The sequence below is a fragment of the Pantoea sp. UYEF8 genome (assembly GCF_040546285.1).
Classification (GTDB): Bacteria; Pseudomonadota; Gammaproteobacteria; order Enterobacterales; family Enterobacteriaceae; genus Pantoea; species Pantoea brenneri.
In genome coordinates, this window is record NZ_JBEPNM010000023.1 from 1 (window position 1) to 22,712 (window position 22,712).

The following is a 22,712-nucleotide window of genomic DNA, read 5'->3' on the forward strand; positions in this document are numbered from 1 at the left end:
GGCTGAGAGGGTTTCGTTCGCCGGCTGGTGAGGTTTTGAGGTTCGCTGCGCGAACGGGGCTGAGAGGGTTTCGTTCGCTGGCCGGTGAGGTTTTGAGATTCGCTGTGCGAACGGGGCTGAGAAGGTTTCGTTCGCCAGCCGGTGAGGTTTTGAGGTTCGCTGCGCGAACGGGGCTGAGAGGGTTTCGTTCGCTGGCTGGCTGTGGCAGTTTCAGTTTCGCCGCTGCCGGCGACCGACAAGGGGCCGCCAGTCGCCGCGCCCCCTTGACCCCGGGCTCCGGCCTGCTTCACCGCCGCTTCGCGGTCCCTTCGCCTCTTCCGGATTTCTCACGGACCGGCGGGACGCGCCATCCCTGGCACGATCCCGCCTCTTCGCGACCTCCCTGTCGCTCGTCCTGAAATCCCTCATCAGCTCAGCGCTTCAGATGGCCTCCCAACCCCTCGCTGTTATTTCTTTTTTTCCTTTGTTTGGTACTTCGTCGCTGTAATGCCCGAGTAACATTACTTTCAGCGTTTTTCTGCGTTCAGGACCGTTAGCCGTCAGAAAAGGAAAGTATCCATACAGCCACCAGATGTAATCCCTGCCATCAGACAACACTTATCCTGCCAGAATTTAAGAAACCACAGACGGGTTTGCCAAAGGTGTTCGCTGCGCGAGCGGGCTGTGAGCAGATGTCGTTCGCCGGCTGGCTGCGGGCTGGGGTTCGCTGCGCGAACGGGCTATGAGAAGGTTTCGTTCGCCGGCTGGCTGCGGCAGTTTCAGCTTCGCCGCTGCCGGCGACCGACAAGGTGCGCCAGTCGCCGCGCCCCCTTGACCCCGGGCTCCGGCCTGCTTCACCTCCGCTTCGCGGTCCCTTCGCCTCTTCCGGATTTCTCACGGACCGGCGGGACGCGCCATCCCTGGCACGATCCCGCCTCTTCGCGACCTCCCTGTCGCTCGTCCTGAAATCCCTCATCGGCTCAGCGCTTCAGATGGCCTCCCAACCCCTCGCTGTTATTTCTTTTTTTCCTTTGTTTGGTACTTCGTCGCTGTAATGCCCGAGTAACATTACTTTCAGCGTTTTTCTGCGTTCAGGACCGTTAGCCGTCAGAAAAGGAAAGTATCCATACAGCCACCAGATGTAATCCCTGCCATCAGACAACACTTATCCTGCCAGAATTTAAGAAACCACAGACGGGTTTGCCAAAGGTGTTCGCTGCGCGAGCGGGCTGTGAGCAGATGTCGTTCGCCGGCTGGCTGCGGGCTGGGGTTCGCTGCGCGAACGGGCTATGAGCAGGTTTCGTTCGCCAGCCGGCTGTGGCAGTTTCAGCTTCGCCGCTGCCGGCAACCGACAAGAGGGCGCCAGTCGCCGCGCCCCCTTGACCCCGGGCTCCGGCCTGCTTCACCGCCGCTTCGCGGTCCCTTCGCCTCTTCCGGATTTCTCACGGACCGGCGGGACGCGCCATCCCTGGCACGATCCCGCCTCTTCGCGACCTCCCTGTCGCTCGTCCTGAAATCCCTCATCGGCTCAGCGCTTCAGATGGCCTCCCAACCCCTCGCTGTTATTTCTTTTTTTATGACGGGTACTTTATCGCTGTCGGTTTTTGGGATTGCCTCTGGCTTTCGGCTCAGCAGACAAAATGTTATTCAACCCACCCGCTGTTATCTCTTTTTTTATGTTAGGTATTTTATCGCTATGGGTTTTTGGAATTGTCTTTTCTATCGGGTCGGCAGACAGCGCGGCTTTGTAAATTGCAGCGGTTGTTTCGTCTTTTTCAAGTTGGGTTCGTCATCCCGGTAAATATTGAGGTTTATCTTTGCAACGGGCCAGCAGACAGCACGGCAACAGCAAAATGAAAAAATAATTACAGGCGGGCGATTTACCAGAGGCGTCCGCAGCGCTGAGGAACAACCGGAGGCCAGGAGAGCCGACAGGAAGTCGGCGAAAGGACGGATCGCGCCACGGATGGCGCGTCCGGCCGGTCCGTCGGCCGCAGGGAGTGACGAAGGAACCGCGCGCAGCGTGGCGCGCAGGCCGCCGGACGCCGGGATTGTGAAGGGGCGGGCGTCCGCCCCTTGACGCGTCCGCCTGCTCAGGCAATCTGAAACTCCCCATCGCCTGGCGGGCGTAAGCTCACTCAATGTCAGTCCGCAGCAAGCGCAACCTTACTCAATGTCAGCCCGCAGCAGGCGTAACCTGCTCAATGTCAGCCCGCCGCCAGGCGTAACCTGCTCAATGTCAGCCCGCCGCCAGGCGTAATCCCCTCTGCACCGCCCGTGCCGGCTGCGAGACTTAGCCGCCGCCAGGCGCACCCTCTCCCACAGCTAAGCGCACTCACGAAACCTCACTGGCTCGCTCCCGCTTCATCAGCGTCGGGAATATAAACAGCGACTGTCCCAATCCGCGGTTGGTCAGCGACCAGAGCGCCACCGAGCAGAGCGAACAGATCCCGACAATCGCCACCGGATAGAAACAGGCCCAGAGGAACGAAAACCACGCCTGATTAAACAGATGGTGACGCTGGGCAAACAGAATCGCTGACATGCCGAAAAACTCAATGAAAATGCGGTGTATCACATAAATCTGCAACGTATTGCGGCCGATCCAGTTCATATAGCGCATACTGAAATGCTGATTCAGCCAGCGACAGGCCGCGATACTGAACAGCACCGCCAGAATGCACATGAACAGGCTCTTATCCAGCCCGAAAATAACGTGAATGCCCGCCAGCGCCGCCAGTACGGCCCACGGCATCAGGTTTTCACGCCGCCATTCGCTGAGGCGCAGCATAGTCTGACTCCAGAAAGCGCCCAGCAGGAAGAACAGGAAATATTGCGCCAGGCTTTGTGGTCCCCAGTAGGGAATAATTTTCTCCACCGCCAGATAGTTCAGCACAATCGCCGCCACCATCAGCACCAGTTTATATTGGCGAAAAACTTTGGCGCAGAGGAAATAGAGACCAAGCCCGTACAGATACCATGAGGTGCTCATGGCCATAAACGTTAGCTTAAGAAATTCTAATAGCGAACCCGCATAGGCTGCATTCAGATTCTGGGAAATACGCTGACCGGTAATTTCGGTGGAGATGCCGAGAATCGACCACCACTGAATAAAGCCCCACAAAATATAGAGATAAAAGAGATTGGTGATCCGGCTGGTAAATACCTGCTTCCACGGTCGATTAATAATACCGTTGGTCGCCAGCAGGCCTGAAACAAAGAAAAACGCCGGCATACGTAACGGTGACAGGACCGTATTAAACTGCACCCATATTTCAGCGGGTAGCCATCCGGCAGAAAGATATTTCAGCGTCCCTTCAAAACCCGGCAGCACCGTGTGGTACAGGACCACCAGTAATATACAGGCCCCTTTCAGGGTATTCACCCACATTATTTGCTCTGGCTTGGTGTTGTTCATTCAATGACTCCTGCTGTGTAGGTCAGAATGCTGAAAAGTAAAAGCGAGGAAATCAGTATTGCTTTTATGGTTATCCAGCGATTATTCGTCATTGAACCGGTGGTGAATGTAGCGAAAGTCTTAAAAAATGCGGCGTGGTCCTGATGCTACAGTCATTTACCGAGCTGAACGTTTCCTTACACTTATCAATAAATAGCCAGGCAGCGGCTTTATTTACCCTTATTGCGCTGAAAAAGATAATATTACTGGAGAGTCACCACGGTTTAAATAAGAGAAAGTGGCAACTCTAAAAGCCATGTAATAAACAATGAACAGAAAAGTTTTGTCAGATGTGCCAAAAGGTTTAACGGAGATTTAAAAATATATGATAGCGATGACTTTCAGCGCGAATAACCCCTTAGCAGCAGGGTTATTTTACGGAAAAACAGCGTTATTTAAACGGGTTAACGCAGCCTTCCCGAAGGAAGGCTGCGGCGTTACTGACTCAGAAATTTGTCGAGGAACTGACGGGTTCGCGGCTGTTGCGGGTTACTGAACAACGCTTTCGCCTCGCCCTGCTCCACAATGCGGCCCTGGTCCATAAAAATAGCGCGGTCAGCCACGTCGCGGGCAAAGCTCATCTCATGCGTGACGATAACCATGGTGCGTTTCTCTTCGGCCAGGGCGCGGATGGTGTTAAGCACCTCGCCAACCAGTTCCGGATCCAGCGCCGAGGTCGGTTCATCAAACAGAATCACCTCCGGCCGCATCGCCAGCGCCCGGGCGATGGCCACCCGCTGCTGCTGACCGCCTGACAAACGGCGCGGGTAACTCTGCTCTTTGCCATGCAGTCCGACTTTCTCCAGCAACTCACGGGCGCGTGCCACCGCGTCCACTTTGGCTTCGCGCTTGACGATTACCGGCCCTTCAATAATGTTCTCCATCACCGAACGGTGGGGAAACAGATTGAAGTTCTGGAAGACAAAGCCAACCTGCTGGCGCAGACGACGCACCTGCTCTTTCTGTTTACTCTGCGCCAGCGCCGCATCAACGGTAATATCCCCCACCCGGATGGTGCCGCTGTCCGGCACTTCCAGCAGGTTGATACTGCGCAGCAGCGTGGTTTTACCCGAACCGCTGGGACCGATAATCGCCACCACTTCGCCTGCCGCTACGTCGAGATCGATGCCATGCAGCACCGTCTGGCCATTGAAGGATTTCACCAGTTTTCTGACTTCGATGGCACTCATTTCGACTCCTGATCCTGACGATTAACATGCTGCTCCAGCCGGTTCTGCAGGGCGGACAGCACCGTCGCCATCACCCAGTAAATCAGCGAGGCAGCCAGATACATGGTGAACACTTCCAGCGTACGCGAGGTGATCAGCTGCGCCTGACGGAACAGCTCCGGCACCTGGATGGTCGCCGCCAGCGAGGTATCTTTTACCAGACTGATAAAGCTGTTACCCAGCGGCGGCAGCGCGGTCCGTGCCGCCTGCGGCAGTATCACCCGGCGCAGCGTTTGCCAGCGCGTCATGCCAATACTGGCCGCCGCTTCCCACTGGCCGCGCTCAATCGCCGAGATCGCGCCACGCAGTGATTCCGACGCATAAGCCGCGGTATTCAGCGACAGGCCAATCATGGCGGAGGGAATCGGATCCAGCTCGATACCAAACTGCGGTAAGCCGTAGTAGATCATAAACAGCTGGGCGATCAGCGGCGTACCGCGGAAGATCGAAACGTAGATCCGCGACAGCCAGCTAACCGGCCAGAAGCGTGACAGCCGCATCAGTGCCAGAATGAACCCCAGCACCAGGCCGAAGAACATTCCGCCGATGCTGAGTTGCAGCGTAAACAGCGCGCCTTTTAATAAAAAAGGTGCTGAATCCAGCACCAGTTGAAGACTTTCCTGCATTATTTAGTCACGTCCGCGCCAAACCATTTTTCAGACAGCTTGCTCAGTGAGCCATCTTTCTGCATCTCTGCAATAGCCTGATCAATCGCTTTCAGCAGATCGTCATTGCCTTTACGCACCGCCACGCCAGACTCCTGACGGGAGAAAGCGTTGCCTGCTACGGCCATGGTATCGCCGGTTTTCTTCACCAGATCCAGTGCTGCCAGGCGGTCCACCAGAATGGCGTTCAGACGGCCAGAACGCAGATCCTGATATTTGGTCGGGTCATCATCATAGGTACGGACATCAACGCCCTTCACGTTCTCACGCAACCACTGTTCGTAGTTGGTACCCAGACCGACGCCGACCTTTTTACCTGCCAGATCCTCCGGTTTGGTGATGCTACCGGCGTTGGCTTTCATGGTCAGCGCCTGAATGCCCGAGATGGTGTACGGCGTAGAGAAGTCATACTTCTTCTTGCGCTCGTCAGAGATGGTGACCTGGTTAATCACCACATCAATCCGTTTCGCATCCAGCGAGGCCAGCATGCCGTCCCACTTGGTTGGTTTCAGGCTGGCCTTAACGCCCATGTGCTGCGCCAGTTGTTGCGCGAACTCCGCTTCAAAGCCGGTCAGCTTGCCGTTCTCATCCTGGAAGCTGAACGGCGGATAGGTACCTTCCAGTCCCACCAGCAGCGTGCCGCGCTCTTTAATTTTATTCAGCAGATTTTCAGCTGCGAAGGTTTTAACGTTGACGCCCGCGACCAGCGCCACGGCCATCACGCCCATCACCAACTGGCGACGTACAAGAGAAAAGGTCATATTCACCCCATTATTGATTGTGTTGTGTGTATTTTATAACGGCAACGCCGCTACATTGCTGCCGGTCCATCGTGATAACGGCAAGATTATAAACTGTTTTTTTTGCTTGTCTCAGACCGAAGGATGATAAGCAAATAACGCCGGCGCGCCGCCAGTATGAATAAACAGCAGCGGGCCTTCCCGGCGGAAACGGTTCTGGCTGATGCCATCCAGCAACCCCGCCATCGCCTTACCGGTATAGACCGGATCCAGCAGAATGCCTTCCAGCTGCGCCAGCAGTTTCACCGCCGCCATGCCCTCGTCGTTCGGTTCACCGTAGCGTGGTGCATAATACTCATCCCACAGCGTAATCGGCGCGGTAGCGGGCACTTCAAGCTGGGCTGCCAGTGGCTGGCGCAGACGCTCAACCAGCGGCAACTGAGCCTCAGCCTGACGGGAAACGGTCACCCCCACCAGCTCGGTATCCGGTAACAACTGTTCAAGGCCAACCGCCAGCCCGGCATGGGTGCCGGCGCTGCCAGAGGCGACGATAACGGCGGCAAAATCCACTACCTCTTCGCTCTGATGGGCAATCTCCTGCGCGCAGCCGACATAGCCTAACGCACCCAGCGTATTCGAGCCGCCGACCGGCACGATATAAGGCCGGAAACCCTGCGCCTCAAGCCGTGTTGCCTGTTCCGCCAGCTGCTCCGCCGGACGATCCAACGCATCAACCATAATCACCTCGGCGTCCATCAGATCCAGCAGCAGCCGGTTACCGTTGCTCAGGTAGTTTTCTGCATGGGTGCCGATTGGGTTTTCCAGCAGGGCAACGCATTTCAGACCCAGACGGGCCGCGACGGCTGCGGTCTGGCGCACATGGTTGGACTGAATCGCTCCGGCAGTCAGCAGCACATCGGCCCCTTCGCGCAGCGCGTCGGCCGCCAGATACTCCAGCTTACGCAGCTTGTTGCCGCCCATCGCCACCGGCGTGACATCATCGCGCTTGATGAAAATATCGCGGCCGAGATAGTCGGAGAGTCGTGGCAGATGCTCTAACGGGGTTGGCGCGCCCAGCAGTTCAAGGCGGGGAAACTGGTGTAAAAGATGTAAAGACAATGCTGCCTCCATTCGGGCATTGGAAATTATCCTTACAGTGTTGCAGAAGATGCGAAAAGGATCACCCTGATTCAGGTGGCGGGAGATGCGGTGACGGGCAAAACAGGCGTGCTCCCCCGTCCCGCCCTTTTCAGCAGCGTGAAAATAGCGGGGACGTACCGGCGGTACGCGGGGGAGCAATGGGTGCACAGCGGAGCGTTAGCCCTGTTGCCACCCTAAGAACTGATCGTATTTGCGCAGCGCAATACGGTAATTATTATTGCCCGCATCCGGCAGGTCGCTTTCCAGACATTGATGCCAGCTATTGCCCTGCAGCCGATCGGCCGGGAAATTTTTCGCTTTCAGCATGTCGTCCAGCCGACGCAGCCGCACCACGTATTCCCGTATGGTGCTGGGGCTCATCTCTGTCTGTTCGAACAAATACTGTTTGAACGCCATAATGTCGAAGTAATTAGGATGGGTATTACAAAAAATATCGCTACAAAAGCGACAGAGCGCAGTCAGTTCTGGCTGAAGTTTCAGCCACAGTTGCTCATCAATCATCTGGTCCATCCGAGCGATGGCCTCTTTATTGATGATCTGGCCACGAAAAACGAGCGCCATTCGATCTAATACCTTGCCACAGTGTGAACAGTTGCTCTGGCTGTGTTTATAGTCTTTAAGATAACGACTTAACGGTCTGGCCTTGGTCTTGGCTCCCATTGCTGAGTCCCCGGTTTCTTATATTTTTGAATCGCCAGGAACTGATACTGCTAGCGCGCTCCCGTAAGTCGGGCCCGCAGACGTTTAATCGCCTGACTGTGCAGCTGGCTGACACGGGATTCCCCCACATCAAGCACCGCGCCAATCTCTTTCAGGTTCAGTTCTTCCTGGTAGTACAGTGTCAGCACCATCTTTTCACGATCGGGTAACGCTTCGATCGCTTCGATGACGCGCTCACGCAGACTCCCTTCCATCAACTGATGAAGCGGGTTGGCCTCTTCATGCCCTTCCGTCACCAGTTCCGCACTGTCGCCATGTTCTTCCCGATACTCGTCGTAGGAAAAGAGCTGACTATTGTTGGTGTCCAGCAGGATCTGCCGGTACTCCTCCATCGAAACATTCAACTGCTGCGCGACTTCCTGCTCGGAGGCAGCACGACCCAGCGTCTGTTCCACCTTATGCATTGCCCCGGCCACCTCGCGCGCGTTACGACGAACGCTGCGTGGTGCCCAGTCCCGGCTGCGAAGCTCATCCAGCATTGCGCCGCGAATACGCTGCACGGCATAGGTGGTAAAGGCTGTTCCCTGTAGCGCGTCATAGCGCTCCACGGCATTTAACAGACCGATACCTCCGGCTTGCAGCAAATCGTCCAGCTCAACGCTGGCTGGCAGACGAACCTGCAGGCGCAGCGCTTCATGGCGCACCAGCGGCACGTAGCGCTGCCAGAGCGAATGCTTGTCCATCACGCCTTCGGCGGTATAGAGATCGTTCACGTTGACTACCCTGCGTTAATGAAGTTATCGGCATGATTATCCAATTCTGTAGGGTTATTGATTGGGGGAATAGGCGGGGTAAAACGAGGTTATTTCATTTTTGTTATGTCAGGGGAGCCGATCCTTCGTTCCCCCTTCACATTGGCTAGCGTCGCGCCCGCAGCCGTTGGCGCGTCGCGGGTGGTACCGCCGACCACAGGCTGCAGATACGGCCATTTAGCTCCTGATAATAAGGGCTTATGTTGGTCTGCGCTTCGTCGCTGGGGTGTACCTGGATCTGTCCCGACTCACCATCAATGCTTATCAGTCGGTTGAGGAAAAGCCGTTGCAGATCGCTACGCAGGAATAAGCCGTTGTCGACGCTGTTATCCGCCAGCCCCCCTTCATCATTCTCCTGCGTATCGATATGACAGGCTTCTACCCACGGCCAGTTATGCCGATCGGTCAGCCGGGTGCCGGTCATCACGCAGGCGCCGTAGCGCGCTTTGACGCCCGCACTGAACTCGGCCTGGCTGGCGCGCTGCAGTACTCTTGCCTTCACCCGCCGTCCCACTTCGGTGCCCGGCATCACTGCGGCAGGCACCTTGTGCTGCGGCGTACTCAGCACCACGATGAATTGAATGCGGCGTGACTGAGGAAAACAGGGATTAGCCTGCGGGTTGAACAGCTGCCAGTAAGCTTCTTCCTCATCCTGGTGCATCAGCACCAGTTTGTAGCCGCGGCTGTTGAGCAGGTTCTGGGCGGTAGCAGAATGGGGATCGATCATCGCGAACACCTGACTGCTGCCCATCACCTTCCACAGATTGTCGCGTTTCTCTTTCTCGCTGCGGCGGAAATAGAGAAAGGAGAGATTCTGCTTCAGGTAGTGCTCAAAGCGGCGCAGGTAATTTTTACGTTCATTATCATTGGCGATGAACAGCAGATCCTCCAGCGGACTGTTGCTCTCTTCCTGCGCAAACACCGCACGGATTTTCAGGGTGCGAAAGCTGGTTGACGGGCTGAGCAGCGCGCGCGCCGTCAGCTCCTTCTCCTCAGGATATTGCTGGGCATAGCGCAGCGCGATCTCCTCAAAGGTCAGCCGCTCACCCGGTGACAAGTCATAATTGAAGCGCATAGACACTCCACAAAATAAGTAAAATGGATCAAAAGTGATGTTGTTCTGCAAGGAGTTATCGGCAGGCTGGAGGGGAACTGTAACCGGGGGGTGAATAAGCGCAGCGCAGTGTCTTTTTTGCTGACATTGCGCCGGCTCTGCTGTCAGGGATCTCAGCAACTGTGCCGGCATGGCTACCCCGTGGCACGGGGGGTTAATTCTGCTGGAAAGCTATGCCTGCACCTCTGAATACCGGGTGTGTTACTGGCCCGACTCTTTTAGCCCGGCTTTGACATCAACAATCGGGTTCAGAAGCGGTACCACCGCCCGGCGATAACGCTGACGGATTTTTGCGCTGAGTGGCCGTTTCGCCATTATGCTGGTCCAGATCGCCCGTTTTTGTCTGTTGTGATTGTCAACATCATCAAACTGCTGAATGGTGGTATGTTGCGCCACGTCATGCAGTAACACCGGCGCAGGATAGACAGCCAATAACCGGAATGCGCCATGCTCCTCGAACAGACACCATTTATCAGCTGCCATCCAGACCGGGTAAAGCAGCTTCAGCAGTCGTCTGGCGGCTTCGAGATTAATCACATAGGCATGAGAGGTAGTGGCACTGTATACCGGATAAAGACCGGTGGTTGGCGTTATTTGCGCGACAACCTTATTAACAAATTTATTAACCTGCGATAACAGCACCACCACAGGCTTATCTACAGGAAGTTGCATTGCAGGGCTGGATAAGACTTCAGGTAACTGTTCGGTTAATAACGCGTCGTCTTCCAGAATCAATGCCTGCGCAATATTCTCATCAACTATTTTTTGGTAAATTTTCAGATGACTCAACGCACAGCCTATTTCACCCGGTTTAAAAGCATAGTTGACCGAGCGGGTATGCTGAGAAATTTCCTTTTGGCTCAGCTGCTTACCATTTACGGCAGGAATAAACTGATAGGGAATTCCTGCAGTTTCACATTGTTTAGCAATCGTTGCGCGCCGTTCAGTTGAAGAATCGAGATTGATAATGAAAGTGTGCATGTAGATTCATTTCATCCAGGTAACAAAATATTTCCATGAATGAAATGATACCTTTTTCTTCATCATAAACTCAAATCAAAAGCGCAACACGGGCTGCACACCCAGGTGATAACCATGGGTTAAAGTTTGTCTTGTTTACTTTTAAACACTGCCTGGCAGAAACGGCTCATCGCGCTGTGGCTGAAAAAGTAACGAATGCTTAGCGCTGACTTAGCTATTCTTTGGCTGGATTCTTTGTAGATTGATTCAGACAAACTAACGGCAAAAAGGATATATGGCAGGCATAAAAAAACCCCGCCGAAGCGGGGTTTATGTTCAGAGGTAAGGCGATTAGCCCTGCAGCAGAGACAGAACCTGCTGTGGAACCTGGTTAGCTTTAGCCAACACTGAGTTACCCGCCTGCTGGATGATCTGCGCTTTAGACATGTTTGAAACTTCAGTTGCGTAGTCAGCATCCTGAATACGAGACTGTGCTTCAGACAGGTTAGTAGTGGTGTTGTTCAGGTTAGTGACCGCTGAATCCAGACGGTTCTGAATCGCACCCAGGCTTGAACGGAATTCATCAACGCCAGCGATTGCATCGTCAAGTTTAGATAATGGGTCAACGTTAACACCAGCAGGCAGAGTTGTAGCCGTGCCTTTTGCTACTGCTCCTGTGCCAGCATCAATAGTTGCCGCAGAATATGATTTAGCCCCTGTTGATGCGTTAGTAGTTTGAACCAAGAAAGCGTTGTTACCACTGTTATCTTTGTAAGAAATTAATGAATCACCATCAGCTAAAGCAGATGTATCTAACTTAACATCTTTATTTACTGTTGTCAGTGCTGTTCCACCAGCGATAGCAGCATCAGTAGCAGGTACTACTGTGCTGCTAGCATCATATGAAATAGTACCTTTGGTATTATCAATCTGAGCAGCATGATAGTCTGTGCCATCAGTTGAGACGTAATAACTATCGCCATTTTTTACCAAATTAGTAATTGCCGTGGTATCTCCGCCCGCTTCATCAACTGTAGCATCTGCGAGAGCAACAGAAACCTGAGTTTTTGTTCCATTAGCAACTGAACTAGCCATTTTTGAGACATCAAAATCTTTCAGACCAAGTGTACTTGAAGTAATTTGTTTCAAATTAATAGAAATTGTCTGTCCGTCGTTCGCGCCGACCTGAATCTGCATAGTTCCATCTTTAGCCAAGACATTTACACCATTGAACTGGGTTTGGCTTGAAACACGATCAATTTCATCAAGACGTGAAGTAATTTCATCCTGAATTGAAGAAATGTCAGACTCAGAGTTAGTGCCGTTGGAGGCCTGAACAGTCAATTCACGAACACGTTGTAAGTTGTTGTTGATTTCTGACAGCGCGCCCTCTGTGGTCTGTGCCAAAGAGATACCGTCGTTGGCGTTACGCGCAGCCTGAGTCAGGCCGTTAATGTTAGAGGTGAAACGGTTGGCAATCGCCTGACCAGCAGCGTCATCTTTTGCGCTGTTGATACGTAAACCAGAAGACAGACGCTCGATAGAAGTAGACAGAGCTGACTGGTTCTTGTTGATGTTGTTCTGAGTGATCAGCGAGAGGCTGTTGGTATTAATGACTTGGGCCATGATAAATTTTCCTGTTAATCAAGTCTTTCGGTTAAGGTGTGGGCTTCAACCCGCCGGCTTCAGCGCCGTCAAAGTTGTTATCGTCTGCCGTTAAACAACCTTTAGAATTTTTTTAGTACCAGGCGAATTTTTTGCTTCAACCTGTCACGCTTTTGGTTATCGCCACCCTGCCGCAGTTCTTTAGACTTAATTGGTTAATTTTCTAGTCGTCGAAATACCCTTCTCTATAGTGCTTATTTACCTCATTACCCTAAGGCAAATAATCTTAAACTTTCTTTCATCAAGGCCGATAACTCAGGTATTCAAACTCCGTGTCGACCATTTAAAGGAAACAACATGGCTAGCGTCTCTAACCTGGGTGTCGGTTCAGGTCTGCAATTAAGTGATATTCTCGACAGTCTGCAAACGGCAGAAAAAGCCACCTTAAAACCGATCTCTGCGCAGCAGAGCGCCTATACCGCTAAGCTCAGCGCTTACGGTACGCTTTCCAGCGCATTGACGACCTTTCAGACTGCGAATACCGCACTGAACAGCGCCGATCTCTTTAGCTCCACCACCGCCACCAGTACTGGCAGCGCATTTAGCGCCACCACCACTGCCGGTGCCGTTGCTGGCAGCTACACTATTAGCGTGTCGAAACTGGCTCAGGCACAGACTCTGACCTCCGGCGTGCAAAGCAGCAATACTGCCATGCTCGGCGACAGCTCAGCGGCCAGCCGTACGCTCTCTATCAAGCTGGCAGATGGCACCAGTAAAGACATTACGCTGACCAGCGATCAGACCTCATTGACCGGTATGCGTGACGCAATTAACAAAGCGGGTGCCGGAGTAAACGCCAGCATCATTAAGTCGGGTGATGGTGAATATCGTCTCTCATTAACAGCGGCGAAGACCGGTGAGAAATATGCGGTCTCTTCAGTCACCGTAACCGGCGACGATACGCTGCAAAGCATTGTCGGCTTCGATGCCAGCAAAAGCGATGCAGACAATCCAATGGATCTGAGCGTGGCGGCACAGGATGCTCAACTGACGGTGAATAATGTTGCCATCACCAGCAGCAGCAACACCATCAGTGATGCATTAGAAGGCATTACCCTTAATCTCAAGGATGTCACCAGCAGCAGCCAGAACCTGACCGTCGCCAAAGACACCACCAAGGTCACAACGGCGCTGTCTGACTTTGTTGATGCGTACAATACTCTGCTCGACCAGTTCAACAGCCTGACCAAATATACCGCCGTTGATGCTGGTGCGGATGCGCAGGATTCCAGCAACGGCGCGCTGGTCGGCGACAGTACGCTGCGCACCATCCAGACACAGTTAAAAGGTCTGCTGACTAACGCAGCGAGTTCATCCAACTATAAAACGCTGTCGCAGATTGGTATCTCTTCTGACCCGACCACCGGTGCACTTAAACTTGACTCTGCAGCGCTGAAAACCGCACTGGATAAGGATCCGGAAGGCATTAAAGAGATGATGGTCGGTGACGGCAAGACCACCGGCATCACCACCAAAATCGCCACCAACCTGACCGGCTGGTTGTCATCGACCGGCATTATCCAGGCGGCTAAAGACGGGGTGAGCAAGACGCTCAACAACCTGACTGACCAGTACAACAAAATGAGCACCCGCATTGATAATCTGATTGCGCGCTACAAGGCACAGTTCACCCAGCTTGATGTGACGATGAGTTCACTCAACAGCACCAGCAGCTATCTGACCCAGCAGTTTGACAATATGTCGTCAAGCAGTTCGAAATAGTAAGGAGTGACCATGTACAGCGCTACCGGCACCAAAGCCTATGCAAAAATCGGCGTGGAAAGCGCCGTGATGAGCGCCAGCCAGCAGCAGCTGGTGGTGATGTTGTTCGACGGCGCGCTCAGCGCGCTGATTCGCGCTCGTCTGTTTATGCAGGATGGCAATATTGAAGGCAAAGGTAATTCCATCTCTAAAGCCATCAATATCATTGAAGGAGGTCTGAAACAGGGCCTCAGTGAAAACAGTGGTGATGAGCTGGCAGATAACCTGCTGGGTCTTTACAACTACATGACGCGCCGCCTGCTGCAGGCCAACCTGCACAATGATGTTGAAGCTGTCGAAGAAGTCGAAGGCTTACTGCGCAACATCGCGGACGCGTGGAAAGAAGTGGTTCAACCTAACCTGATTCAGGACGCCGTTTAATGATTATTGCACCGCATCTGATTGCCGTTTACCAACAGTTACTCGATCTCAGCCAGGGAATGCTGCGTCACGCGGCGCAGGGCGAATGGGATGAATTGATCAGCAGGGAGATGGACTATGTCAGCGCGGTGCAATCATTAGCGCAATCGACAGAGGCTGCCGCCCCATCGGTTCAGGTTCAGGAGCAACTGCGCCCGGTACTGCGCCATATTCTGGATAACGAAAGTGAAGTGAAACGCCTGCTGCAGGCGCGCATGGATGAACTGGCTTCGCTGGTCGGCCAGAACAGCCGCCAGAAATCGGTGCTTTCCGCCTATGGTAATCAGGGCGGTGTGGTGATGGTGCCACGCGAAACCCTCTCCTGATAATCTGCCCTCTCCCGCCGCGTTGAGATTTATTTTTCAGCGCGGCGCCTCTTTTTTGCCGCTTACTCCATACTTGATTCTCATCATCCCCCTGGAGTGCAGTAGATGCAAAACCCGACGTTATTACAGTTTTTCCATTGGTATTACCCGGATGGCGGCAAACTGTGGCCGGAAATCGCCGATCGTGCCGCCTGGCTCAGTGAAATTGGCATCACCATGGCCTGGCTGCCGCCCAGCTATAAAGGGGAATCGGGTGGCTATTCTGTTGGTTACGACAGCTATGACCTGTTTGACCTCGGTGAATTCGATCAGAAAGGCAGCGTTGCCACCAAATATGGCGACAAGCAGCAGTTACTGGCAGCCGTCGAGGCGCTGCGCAGCCACAACGTCGGGGTGGTGCTGGACGTGGTGCTTAACCATAAAATGGGTGCCGATGAAAAAGAACAGATCAGCATCAACCGCGTCAATCCGGACAATCGCGACGAAATTTATGACGACGTGGTCGAATGCGAAGCCTGGACTAAATTCACCTTTCCGGTGCGCAACGGAAAATATTCAAAATTCGTCTGGGACCACAAATGCTTTAGCGGCGTAGACCATATTGAAAACCCGGATGAAAACGGCGTCTTCAAAATCATTAACGATTACACCGCCGAAGGCTGGAACGATCAGGTCGATAATGAGCTGGGCAACTTCGACTATCTGATGGGTGCGAACATCGATTTCCGCAACAAGGCGGTGAGCGAAGAGCTGAAGTACTGGGCGCGCTGGGTGATGGAACAGGTGCCGTGCACCGGCTTTCGTCTGGATGCGGTGAAACACATTCCGGCCTGGTTCTATAAAGACTGGATCGATCACATTCAGGAAGTGGCTGAAGAGCCGATGTTTATCGTCGCTGAATACTGGTCGTTCGAAACCGATAAGCTGCAGGAGTATGTGCATCAGGTGGAAGGCAAAACCATGCTGTTTGATGCCCCACTGCACATGAACTTCCATCAGGCCTCCACCGCCGGCAGCGCTTACGATCTGAGCCAGATCTTTGCTAATTCGCTGGTGGTCGCCGATCCGTGGCATGCGGTAACGATCGTCGCCAACCACGACACGCAACCGCTGCAGTCGCTGGAAGCGCCGGTAGAAGCCTGGTTTAAACCGCTGGCCTACGCGCTGATTCTGCTGCGTGAACAAGGCGTGCCAACCATTTTCTATCCCGATCTGTTCGGTGCCAGTTATGAAGATACCGGCGGCGACGGCGAGAAACATAAGATTGAGATGCCGGTGATCCCGGAGCTGGAAGGGTTGATCCGCGCGCGCCAGCAGTATGGCTGGGGCGCACAGACCGACTATTTCGACCATCCCAACTGTGTCGCCTTTAGCCGCAGCGGCACCGAAACCCAGCCGGGCTGTGTGGTTATCATGTCGAATGGCGATGCAGGCGAGAAAAGCGTGGCGATGGGCGAAGGCTATGCCGGTAAGGTGTGGCGTGATTATCTGGCGAACCGCGAAGAAACCATTACCGCCGATGATCAGGGTAATGCGGTGTTTGTCTGTAACGCGGGCAGCGTCAGCGTCTGGGTGGTCGCAGAGTAAGAGTAACAGAAGATCTGGCAGGGCCAATGCCCTGCCAGCATCATTTATTGCGCGACTGCCGCCGCATTGTTTTCAGTAATGCGGGTGTGCAACAGCTGGGGCTCAATATTCTGGATCACACTGGCCTTCGGTTGCTTCGCCACTTCGTCCAGCGCCTGCTGGCACTCTACGGTTGGACGTGCCACTTTACGCAGCGTCAGCCCGTCATAATTCAGTTCACCGTTATCAACCACCAGCGGCATCACCCGAACCTGACGCGTTACGTTGACATAATCGCCGCTCAGCAAGGTCAGTTTGCCGGGTTTGGCGATAACCCGCTGCCATTGACGGCAATCCAGTGTGCTGCCATCCGCATTGATAATCAGGCTGCCTATCGCCTGACCGCTAATCAGGCCACGCTGCGGACCGACCGTTTGCCAGTTGCCCTGCAGATTAGCCGGTGCCGGCGTTTGTACCGCACTGTCATAGTCGTTGATTTGTGCACATCCGCTCAGCGCCAGCGCGGCAATCAGCATCCACTTTTTCATGTTTAATCCCTAAGATCGCATCAATGGCGGCTACGTTATAATTTTTCCCCTGAGGTGCGCAAGGTATCTGGCTGATCCAACCGCGCCCGGCGCGGTTTTTTTAGCGCTGCCGCGCAACTCAGGCAAACTCAGCCGATGCTAAGCGACATTTATCCGCTAACGCGCCAGTCTGCTTGCGCGCGTCCTGACAAGTCAGGCACAACCCGCTACACTGACGCGCTGCAACTGACTTTCAGGAACCTGGCTATGAAAACTCCAGAAGCGTATTACGCGCAGGCGCGCGAAATGTTCTTTACCGCCCATCCCGATTTCCAGGCGGCGCTTGATGAGCTGACCGAAAGCGATGCCCGCGCTGCCAATCTTTCCCTGCGCCAGCTGCGTGAATGGCACGCTGAACGCATCTATGCGGCCTTTTTACGTCAGAAGAATCTGGATGGAATGATTTTTTCGATTCAACTGGCTGAACCAGACAAAGCCGTGGCGGCTGAGGCAATCGAGACCTATCTCAAATCACATGCTGAATCGCTGGGGATGAGCTGGGAAGAGTTTTGCATCAAAAACGAACTCTGATCGGGCGGGACTGGAAGGTGTATTTTTTATACACCTCCAACCAGTGGTTTAACCACCGATAAAGTTGTACAAGTACTAGGAAAGTGTATAACTTCATCGTACGACTTCGGTCGTGATTGTCCTTGAACGAATAGTGCTTTTGCACTGCCTCTGGAGGTGTTGCTGGATTTCCACCTCCAGAGGCGAATTTTTTTCCCGTCGCTACTCTTCTTCTGCCATCTTTCCTTTAACTTCCACATACTGTGCCACCGCCAGCAGACGATTAATGTGCGTCAGCAGCAGGTCAACGTCGGACTGCAAAAACTCGGTCGATGAACGTGAAGCCGTGACAATCGCATCCTGTACCGTCTCGGTGATGGTCAGCGTATTGTCCTGTTTGGCCTGCACCAGCAACGCAGCAACCAGCAGCGATTGCGCTTCGAGCTGAGCGGTCAGCTCTTTCGCGTCGACGTCCATTTTTGCCAGTTTTAGCAGAATATCAATGACCAGTTGTCGCATCGCACTTCTCCTGATGTATGGAGTGCCATTATGTCGCGATGATGCCGCAATAAGCCAGACCAGGATGCAGTCCGGCATAACATAAAAAAAATTAGCCGTAATCGGGCGCATCGCCTTGCCACTGTTTTTATTTACAGTATTATATCTCTGCGATTTTGCCCTGAATGGATTGCCATCATGTTTGTTGAGTTGATTTATGACAAGCGAAACGTAGCCGGTTTGCCGGGTGCTCGCGAGATGATTCTCGAAGAGCTGGAAAAACGGGTGCATCGGGTGTTTCCTGACATTGAAGTTAAGGTCAAGCCGATGGAACGTAACGCGATTGATACTGATTTGAGTAAGAACGATAAAGCGACGATTGCGCGGATAGTTGAAGAGATGTTCGACGAAGCGGAAATGTGGCTGGTGGCCGATTAATCCTTTAACGGCCACCGCATCAGTTAGCGGGAGGTCAATTAACTCTCCTGCTCACTGTGATTAATTTCGATTTCGATGTCCTGAATGGCGGCATCCAGATCTTCCAGCATCTTACCCTGCTTGTTGAGTAGTGCATCGATACGATCGGCGTTCACCTTATCTTTGTATTCACCCGCATCGAAGGCTAACCAATGAGTTGAAAGGGTCTCGGTGTTGGTTTGCGCGTAGTGTCGCATCTCTTTTAGCTGAGAGGTCACGTCACGCAGATAATCGTTTTTGGTCTTGGTTTCTGTTGAATCGCTCATGCTAAATGTCCTTCTGGTCAGTTATCCAAAGTGATTTGGCGTAGCGGTTCATCAACCGGCCAACCTGCGGGCGCCTTTCCTGCGAAAATATCGAAAGAAAATGTCGCCCGGAGATTTAAATCTAGTCGATAATAGCGAGGCCGCACTAAGAATAATCGGAAGTTACGGTTTACGGCCGGAATGCGTCGCAGGCCCCTCACTTTCAATCACCACTTCCTTCACCTTATCGACCGTTTTGATCGCGGTGCGGTCCGGTATCGCATCGAGCTTATGCTGTAGCGCACTCACCTGATTGGTCAGCAAATCCACCCGCGCATCTCGTTTTGCGGCGACATTGCGGTAATCCTTGCGAATCTCCTCCACCCGCTTGTTGGCGGCATTATTGACGTAAAGAAACAGAATGGTCATCAGCACGCAGATCATCGAACAGCCGAGCATCACGCCGCCGAGAATAACCTTGCGCTTGAGGAGCATGGGTGTAACCGGACTATTTATCGTAACCATCGCTGCGATCCTCCAGAGTTGAGATAAGGCGATCGACTTCGTTGCGGAACTTATCGCTATGATCGGTCTCGGTCATGGCCAGCAAAATACCTAATGCATTTTTGATCAGCCGAAGATCGGTCTCGAGCATGGAGATACGCCGCAAATTTTTGTCGTGTCGTTCGCGTAGTTCATCGTTCTCTTCACGTATCAGTACGTTGCTCTCCTTCAGCAACACCACCTGCTCTTTGTAACTGGTTATAATTTCGCCGCCGGCCCGATTGCTGGTTACGATTGACGCAATGCCCGCCAATAACGGTTTCCAGAACAGTGCCGCCGCGCCCCCACCCAAAACCAACGCACCCATACTGGTAATTAAACTACTTTCCATGCCGCACCCCTCTACCCGGTAAGGTCACTGGAACACCACGGCGTGCTACAACAGGCACGTCCCCTGCCTGAAATTTAAGATTGCTTAAATGCCAGGGTTAAGTATACTTAAGTCATTCTTAACCTGAATGTCAAGCAGATGAAAAACGAAACGCTGGGCGACCGTATTCGCCACCGAAGAAAAAACCTGGGGTTAACGCAAAAGCAGTTGGCGGAGCAGGTAAAAGTGTCCCATGTGGCGATCTCACAGTGGGAAAAAGAAGAGACGTTACCGCGCGGTGAGAATCTGTTGCGGCTGGCGGAATCGCTGGGCTGCGCACCGGCCTATCTGATAGATGGCGATGGTCCTGTTTTCAGCGAAAGTGGATTTGCCGGGCTGCATCAGATTCCCTTACTGAATCAGCGCGACGTGGTGCCGTGGCTGAAGGATGCCGGTACGGTGAAATGCGATTTTCTGATGCATAACGATATGGCACTTTCTCAGCGCAGTTTTGCCGTGCGGGTTGGGGAGCTGGCGATGGCGCCTGCCATTTTGCGTGATGATGTGGTGATCATTGATCCGGCGGTATCACCGATGCCGGGTGACAGCGTACTGGCGCTGCAGCAGAACGTTGCGCTGCTGCGCACTTACCGGCTGCGCGAGCCGGAAAACGGCATTACGCAGTTTGAACTGGCGCCGGTTAACGTCGATTTTCCTTTGATGCACTCTGGTCGCGATGGCCTCAGGCTGGCCGGCACGCTGGTCGAACTGCGTCGTTACCGTCAGCGCTGAATAAAAAAACCCGCTGCGATGCGGGTTAATTACTTCAAATTACACACTTTACTACGGCAAATGACGACAAAGGTCAGGCAGCTTACAATGCGTCAGTCAGCTTATCCACCACCACATTACCGTGCAGATCGGTCTGTGTGATGCGATAGCCGACACACCATGAGCGGCGGGTGCTCAGTTTGTCGAACAGGGTCACGCCGCCTTTTTTGACACCGTGCGGGTTAACGATGGTCCATTCGGTCACGTCTTCCTGTCCGCGATTTTTCAGGCTCACGGTGCCGTTTTTAATCAGCTGATCATCAGCTTCAATCTTTAAATAGTCTCGTAACATAATTTCAATCTCCTGGTAACGCTGGTCACTATATGCTTTTTACTAATCCGTTCAATCGAATTTATTAATCGATTAATTTGTGACCTGCCGCACGTGAGATAACAGATTTGTCCATTCACGCGTCTGCCTGGCACGGTTAGCATGGTCCCGCTGCACACAGACACGCAACGAATAATGCCGTGCACCACACGAGAGAAAACTCCGATTCAGCCCGCCTCGCGCGGGCTTTTTTTATTTCAGGCCGCTCCGTCCCGTCAGGTTGACGACGGCTGGTCTAGACTTAAGACACTGAACAAAAGGAGTTAGCCATGTTTAAACATAAAACCAATGAAGAACGTAAACACGAAGGTGAAGTGAGCAAGAGCCTGCCGGAAGCGGCACCGCACGTAGGCAATGCGTATGAAGAAGACGATCATCCTGCTACTGACGCGCCGAAAGATCACGGCGAAGTACCACGCAAGAATGATGACAGTCAGGATGATAAAAAAGATCCGTATAAAGCAAGTTGATACGCCGCAACGCGCCCCGTTCAGGGGCGCACCGCTATTGTGACCACGTTATAGCTTATCGAGATAATTTTCCGGGAATGGCACGCCAGAATGTTCCAGTCGCGACAGCTTCTGCGTGATGTCGTTTCTTATCGTCTCATCGCCGTCCTGCCAGTACGACTTTACTACCGCTAACACCCGTTCAGCGGTTTGCTCAGTGAATCCGGACGGTTCGTCAGCCTGCAGCACCTGATGAATTTTCTCATTCATCTCTCGAAGATTGATCATTTCGCCCTCCTGTCAGAAAAAAGATAAGTATAGTTCAGACCACCCTGAGCGGGATTCGCGCAGTGGCGGGCAAAACAATTTTCACGCCGCACGCTGCTTGCGGATCGTCCTGTAAAGGGCAGTGAGATGAAGGCAAAAGTGACGGGATTTGAACCGATGAAGAAAATAATATTGCTGCTCATGTTGAGCATTACTGCTGGCTGCGTCGATACCGGCCGGGTCGGCTTACATCCGCATCTGCAAACCGCCTATTTTAATGCGCATCCTTATCAGGTGCAGTCCTGCCTGTTTTCAGCCGCGATTAATCAGCGTCTTTCGCTTGAACGGGATGATCCCCTGCCCGGCGACGCGCAACGCTATAACCTTGAACAAGGTGATGGAACCGTTATCGCCTGGATCGAAACAGACAAATTCAATCACAGCGAAACCAGCGTGAATTTTTTTTATGACGCCCAGGCGGCAGATATCCGCGCTGCGGTAGCGACGATGATTGCTGAGTGTAAGAGCGCCGATTAAATTCTGTCTGCCCTCATTTCCCTGGCGTGAGGTTCAGGTGGCTGTTTGCAACCTATCATGAAATACCGCTATCCTGGCCGCTTTGACGAGAAAACAATCATCGCTCGCGCCTTACGCACACAGGCCGTTACCGCAGGCGGCAAGACTGAATCTTTGCCGCCCTGTCGCCCCGTTATTTCTTTTCGCAGTCGTAGCTACCGCGGATCCTTATCTGACTCTGACTGGTGCGGACAATCTCCGCATCCAGTAATGATTTCCCCTCACGGGTTACCAGATCCATATCGATCATGCCCGGAGCTTTGGCGTTTTTGACCCGCCAGTGCAACTTCACGTTATCGTAATCGTCTTTAGCCTTGAGAAAAGTGGTGCTGTTAATCTCCGCACTGTTGCCGTTAACTGTAACCGTCCCCTTCTGGTCGGCTTTCAGGTCGAACGGTCCGCATTGCAGTGCAGTAAATGCCGAAGCAGAAAGAGAGGTCAGTGGAAGTAACCAGATGAGCGTTTTTATCATTGTCGCGGCGACCTGCTGATGGCTGATGAAATCTGAACGGTAGGAAGCAGCGGGCAGTGGGTTTGTGCACACTGTCGACG

27 protein-coding genes are annotated in these 22,712 nt (G+C 53.2%); 9 read left to right on the forward strand and 18 right to left on the reverse strand.

Annotated features, from left to right (window positions below; translation table 11 throughout):
• Window positions 1–2,314: 2,314 nt before the first annotated feature.
• The 10 genes from ABIB18_RS22610 to ABIB18_RS22655 all read right to left on the reverse strand — a co-directional run bounded on the left by ABIB18_RS22610 (window position 2,315) and on the right by ABIB18_RS22655 (window position 12,403).
• A complete protein-coding gene (locus ABIB18_RS22610; RefSeq protein ID WP_069729210.1) occupies window positions 2,315–3,397 on the reverse strand; it encodes an acyltransferase family protein in 1,083 nt (360 codons plus the stop codon).
• Window positions 3,398–3,873: 476 nt separating this feature from the next.
• Entirely contained in the window at window positions 3,874–4,626 is a 753-nt protein-coding gene (tcyN, locus tag ABIB18_RS22615) for an L-cystine ABC transporter ATP-binding protein TcyN (RefSeq protein ID WP_354475823.1), read from the reverse strand.
• Window positions 4,623–5,291 carry a cystine ABC transporter permease gene (tcyL, locus tag ABIB18_RS22620; RefSeq protein WP_031375100.1) on the reverse strand — a complete coding sequence of 223 codons (669 nt, stop codon included), beginning with the start codon at window positions 5,289–5,291 and terminating at the stop codon, window positions 4,623–4,625. Before tcyL ends, tcyN begins: the two co-directional genes overlap by 4 nt.
• A complete protein-coding gene (gene tcyJ, locus ABIB18_RS22625) occupies window positions 5,291–6,091 on the reverse strand; it encodes a cystine ABC transporter substrate-binding protein (protein ID WP_031375099.1) in 801 nt (266 codons plus the stop codon). Before tcyJ ends, tcyL begins: the two co-directional genes overlap by 1 nt.
• Window positions 6,092–6,202: 111 nt before the next feature.
• Complete coding sequence (locus tag ABIB18_RS22630; protein WP_031375098.1) at window positions 6,203–7,189, reverse strand: D-cysteine desulfhydrase; 987 nt, start codon at window positions 7,187–7,189, stop codon at window positions 6,203–6,205.
• A 198-nt stretch (window positions 7,190–7,387) separates the two neighbouring features.
• On the reverse strand, window positions 7,388–7,891 hold the full coding sequence (fliZ, locus tag ABIB18_RS22635) for a flagella biosynthesis regulatory protein FliZ (RefSeq protein ID WP_031375097.1): 504 nt from the start codon (window positions 7,889–7,891) through the stop codon (window positions 7,388–7,390).
• 50 nt (window positions 7,892–7,941) lie between these two features.
• Entirely contained in the window at window positions 7,942–8,664 is a 723-nt protein-coding gene (locus tag ABIB18_RS22640) for an RNA polymerase sigma factor FliA (RefSeq protein WP_031375096.1), read from the reverse strand.
• Window positions 8,665–8,809: 145 nt separating this feature from the next.
• A complete protein-coding gene (locus ABIB18_RS22645) occupies window positions 8,810–9,778 on the reverse strand; it encodes an HNH endonuclease signature motif containing protein (RefSeq protein WP_354475826.1) in 969 nt (322 codons plus the stop codon).
• Between the two features lie 240 nt (window positions 9,779–10,018).
• A complete protein-coding gene (locus tag ABIB18_RS22650) occupies window positions 10,019–10,798 on the reverse strand; it encodes a glycosyltransferase family 25 protein (RefSeq protein WP_089562465.1) in 780 nt (259 codons plus the stop codon).
• A gap of 330 nt (window positions 10,799–11,128) precedes the next feature.
• Window positions 11,129–12,403 (reverse strand): FliC/FljB family flagellin, encoded by a 1,275-nt coding sequence (locus tag ABIB18_RS22655; RefSeq protein ID WP_354475829.1) that lies wholly within the window; start codon window positions 12,401–12,403, stop codon window positions 11,129–11,131.
• Between the two features lie 336 nt (window positions 12,404–12,739).
• On the opposite strand from ABIB18_RS22655, the gene fliD reads away from it, so the two are divergent.
• From fliD to amyA, 4 genes are all read left to right on the forward strand, one after another.
• Entirely contained in the window at window positions 12,740–14,164 is a 1,425-nt protein-coding gene (gene fliD / locus ABIB18_RS22660) for a flagellar filament capping protein FliD (protein WP_354475831.1), read from the forward strand.
• Between the two features lie 12 nt (window positions 14,165–14,176).
• Window positions 14,177–14,584, forward strand: a complete 408-nt coding sequence (fliS, locus tag ABIB18_RS22665) for a flagellar export chaperone FliS (RefSeq protein WP_031375092.1) — start codon at window positions 14,177–14,179, stop codon at window positions 14,582–14,584.
• On the forward strand, window positions 14,584–14,949 hold the full coding sequence (fliT, locus tag ABIB18_RS22670; RefSeq protein WP_354475833.1) for a flagella biosynthesis regulatory protein FliT: 366 nt from the start codon (window positions 14,584–14,586) through the stop codon (window positions 14,947–14,949). Before fliS ends, fliT begins: the two co-directional genes overlap by 1 nt.
• Window positions 14,950–15,054: 105 nt before the next feature.
• Entirely contained in the window at window positions 15,055–16,536 is a 1,482-nt protein-coding gene (amyA, locus tag ABIB18_RS22675) for an alpha-amylase (protein WP_089562462.1), read from the forward strand.
• A gap of 44 nt (window positions 16,537–16,580) precedes the next feature.
• Here amyA and yedD read toward each other — a convergent pair whose 3' ends face one another.
• Window positions 16,581–17,063 (reverse strand): lipoprotein YedD, encoded by a 483-nt coding sequence (yedD, locus tag ABIB18_RS22680; RefSeq protein WP_069729202.1) that lies wholly within the window; start codon window positions 17,061–17,063, stop codon window positions 16,581–16,583.
• Between the two features lie 246 nt (window positions 17,064–17,309).
• Here yedD and ABIB18_RS22685 point away from each other — a divergent pair, with 246 nt between their 5' ends.
• Entirely contained in the window at window positions 17,310–17,633 is a 324-nt protein-coding gene (locus ABIB18_RS22685; RefSeq protein ID WP_031375088.1) for a DUF6388 family protein, read from the forward strand.
• A gap of 201 nt (window positions 17,634–17,834) precedes the next feature.
• Here ABIB18_RS22685 and iraP read toward each other — a convergent pair whose 3' ends face one another.
• A complete protein-coding gene (iraP, locus tag ABIB18_RS22690; protein WP_031375087.1) occupies window positions 17,835–18,131 on the reverse strand; it encodes an anti-adapter protein IraP in 297 nt (98 codons plus the stop codon).
• Between the two features lie 177 nt (window positions 18,132–18,308).
• Here iraP and ABIB18_RS22695 point away from each other — a divergent pair, with 177 nt between their 5' ends.
• Window positions 18,309–18,548 carry a DinI-like family protein gene (locus tag ABIB18_RS22695; protein ID WP_031375086.1) on the forward strand — a complete coding sequence of 80 codons (240 nt, stop codon included), beginning with the start codon at window positions 18,309–18,311 and terminating at the stop codon, window positions 18,546–18,548.
• Window positions 18,549–18,586: 38 nt separating this feature from the next.
• Here the strand turns inward: ABIB18_RS22695 and ABIB18_RS22700 are convergent, their stop codons facing one another.
• From ABIB18_RS22700 to ABIB18_RS22710, 3 genes are all read right to left on the reverse strand, one after another.
• Window positions 18,587–18,853, reverse strand: coding sequence for a hypothetical protein (locus ABIB18_RS22700; protein ID WP_031375085.1), 267 nt, complete (start codon window positions 18,851–18,853; stop codon window positions 18,587–18,589).
• Between the two features lie 162 nt (window positions 18,854–19,015).
• The gene (locus tag ABIB18_RS22705; RefSeq protein WP_306456931.1) at window positions 19,016–19,327 is read right to left on the reverse strand and encodes a hypothetical protein; all 312 of its coding nucleotides are present in this window, start codon (window positions 19,325–19,327) and stop codon (window positions 19,016–19,018) included.
• A gap of 13 nt (window positions 19,328–19,340) precedes the next feature.
• A complete protein-coding gene (locus ABIB18_RS22710; RefSeq protein ID WP_031375083.1) occupies window positions 19,341–19,727 on the reverse strand; it encodes a hypothetical protein in 387 nt (128 codons plus the stop codon).
• 138 nt (window positions 19,728–19,865) lie between these two features.
• Between ABIB18_RS22710 and ABIB18_RS22715 the strand changes: the two genes are divergently transcribed.
• Window positions 19,866–20,498: a helix-turn-helix domain-containing protein gene (locus tag ABIB18_RS22715; protein WP_089562461.1), complete on the forward strand. Its 633-nt coding sequence runs from the start codon at window positions 19,866–19,868 to the stop codon at window positions 20,496–20,498.
• Between the two features lie 82 nt (window positions 20,499–20,580).
• Here ABIB18_RS22715 and ABIB18_RS22720 read toward each other — a convergent pair whose 3' ends face one another.
• Window positions 20,581–20,829 (reverse strand): hypothetical protein, encoded by a 249-nt coding sequence (locus tag ABIB18_RS22720; protein WP_031375081.1) that lies wholly within the window; start codon window positions 20,827–20,829, stop codon window positions 20,581–20,583.
• A 308-nt stretch (window positions 20,830–21,137) separates the two neighbouring features.
• On the opposite strand from ABIB18_RS22720, the gene ABIB18_RS22725 reads away from it, so the two are divergent.
• Window positions 21,138–21,338, forward strand: a complete 201-nt coding sequence (locus tag ABIB18_RS22725) for a hypothetical protein (RefSeq protein ID WP_031375080.1) — start codon at window positions 21,138–21,140, stop codon at window positions 21,336–21,338.
• Between the two features lie 48 nt (window positions 21,339–21,386).
• Here the strand turns inward: ABIB18_RS22725 and ABIB18_RS22730 are convergent, their stop codons facing one another.
• Window positions 21,387–21,605: a hypothetical protein gene (locus ABIB18_RS22730; protein ID WP_031375079.1), complete on the reverse strand. Its 219-nt coding sequence runs from the start codon at window positions 21,603–21,605 to the stop codon at window positions 21,387–21,389.
• 156 nt (window positions 21,606–21,761) lie between these two features.
• Between ABIB18_RS22730 and ABIB18_RS22735 the strand changes: the two genes are divergently transcribed.
• Window positions 21,762–22,121, forward strand: coding sequence for a hypothetical protein (locus ABIB18_RS22735; RefSeq protein ID WP_354475838.1), 360 nt, complete (start codon window positions 21,762–21,764; stop codon window positions 22,119–22,121).
• A 172-nt stretch (window positions 22,122–22,293) separates the two neighbouring features.
• Here the strand turns inward: ABIB18_RS22735 and ABIB18_RS22740 are convergent, their stop codons facing one another.
• Entirely contained in the window at window positions 22,294–22,632 is a 339-nt protein-coding gene (locus ABIB18_RS22740; protein ID WP_354475840.1) for an STY1065/STY2022 family phage-derived protein, read from the reverse strand.
• Window positions 22,633–22,712 lie beyond the last annotated feature (80 nt).

What these genes read in the sequence shown, in the direction of transcription:
- ABIB18_RS22740 (WP_354475840.1), bottom strand. Translation starts at nt 22,632, where the DNA reads ATGATAAAAACGCTCATCTGGTTACTTCCACTGACCTCTCTTTCTGCT.
- tcyN (WP_354475823.1), bottom strand. Translation starts at nt 4,626, where the DNA reads ATGAGTGCCATCGAAGTCAGAAAACTGGTGAAATCCTTCAATGGCCAG.
- amyA (WP_089562462.1), top strand. Translation starts at nt 15,055, where the DNA reads ATGCAAAACCCGACGTTATTACAGTTTTTCCATTGGTATTACCCGGAT.
- ABIB18_RS22650 (WP_089562465.1), bottom strand. Translation starts at nt 10,798, where the DNA reads ATGCACACTTTCATTATCAATCTCGATTCTTCAACTGAACGGCGCGCA.
- ABIB18_RS22645 (WP_354475826.1), bottom strand. Translation starts at nt 9,778, where the DNA reads ATGCGCTTCAATTATGACTTGTCACCGGGTGAGCGGCTGACCTTTGAG.
- fliT (WP_354475833.1), top strand. Translation starts at nt 14,584, where the DNA reads ATGATTATTGCACCGCATCTGATTGCCGTTTACCAACAGTTACTCGAT.
- ABIB18_RS22705 (WP_306456931.1), bottom strand. Translation starts at nt 19,327, where the DNA reads ATGCTCCTCAAGCGCAAGGTTATTCTCGGCGGCGTGATGCTCGGCTGT.
- ABIB18_RS22725 (WP_031375080.1), top strand. Translation starts at nt 21,138, where the DNA reads ATGTTTAAACATAAAACCAATGAAGAACGTAAACACGAAGGTGAAGTG.
- ABIB18_RS22655 (WP_354475829.1), bottom strand. Translation starts at nt 12,403, where the DNA reads ATGGCCCAAGTCATTAATACCAACAGCCTCTCGCTGATCACTCAGAAC.
- ABIB18_RS22735 (WP_354475838.1), top strand. Translation starts at nt 21,762, where the DNA reads ATGAAGAAAATAATATTGCTGCTCATGTTGAGCATTACTGCTGGCTGC.
- ABIB18_RS22710 (WP_031375083.1), bottom strand. Translation starts at nt 19,727, where the DNA reads ATGGAAAGTAGTTTAATTACCAGTATGGGTGCGTTGGTTTTGGGTGGG.
- yedD (WP_069729202.1), bottom strand. Translation starts at nt 17,063, where the DNA reads ATGAAAAAGTGGATGCTGATTGCCGCGCTGGCGCTGAGCGGATGTGCA.
- iraP (WP_031375087.1), bottom strand. Translation starts at nt 18,131, where the DNA reads ATGCGACAACTGGTCATTGATATTCTGCTAAAACTGGCAAAAATGGAC.
- fliD (WP_354475831.1), top strand. Translation starts at nt 12,740, where the DNA reads ATGGCTAGCGTCTCTAACCTGGGTGTCGGTTCAGGTCTGCAATTAAGT.
- ABIB18_RS22695 (WP_031375086.1), top strand. Translation starts at nt 18,309, where the DNA reads ATGTTTGTTGAGTTGATTTATGACAAGCGAAACGTAGCCGGTTTGCCG.
- ABIB18_RS22730 (WP_031375079.1), bottom strand. Translation starts at nt 21,605, where the DNA reads ATGATCAATCTTCGAGAGATGAATGAGAAAATTCATCAGGTGCTGCAG.
- ABIB18_RS22700 (WP_031375085.1), bottom strand. Translation starts at nt 18,853, where the DNA reads ATGAGCGATTCAACAGAAACCAAGACCAAAAACGATTATCTGCGTGAC.
- tcyJ (WP_031375099.1), bottom strand. Translation starts at nt 6,091, where the DNA reads ATGACCTTTTCTCTTGTACGTCGCCAGTTGGTGATGGGCGTGATGGCC.
- tcyL (WP_031375100.1), bottom strand. Translation starts at nt 5,291, where the DNA reads ATGCAGGAAAGTCTTCAACTGGTGCTGGATTCAGCACCTTTTTTATTA.
- fliS (WP_031375092.1), top strand. Translation starts at nt 14,177, where the DNA reads ATGTACAGCGCTACCGGCACCAAAGCCTATGCAAAAATCGGCGTGGAA.
- ABIB18_RS22715 (WP_089562461.1), top strand. Translation starts at nt 19,866, where the DNA reads ATGAAAAACGAAACGCTGGGCGACCGTATTCGCCACCGAAGAAAAAAC.
- fliZ (WP_031375097.1), bottom strand. Translation starts at nt 7,891, where the DNA reads ATGGGAGCCAAGACCAAGGCCAGACCGTTAAGTCGTTATCTTAAAGAC.
- ABIB18_RS22610 (WP_069729210.1), bottom strand. Translation starts at nt 3,397, where the DNA reads ATGAACAACACCAAGCCAGAGCAAATAATGTGGGTGAATACCCTGAAA.
- ABIB18_RS22720 (WP_031375081.1), bottom strand. Translation starts at nt 20,829, where the DNA reads ATGTTACGAGACTATTTAAAGATTGAAGCTGATGATCAGCTGATTAAA.
- ABIB18_RS22685 (WP_031375088.1), top strand. Translation starts at nt 17,310, where the DNA reads ATGAAAACTCCAGAAGCGTATTACGCGCAGGCGCGCGAAATGTTCTTT.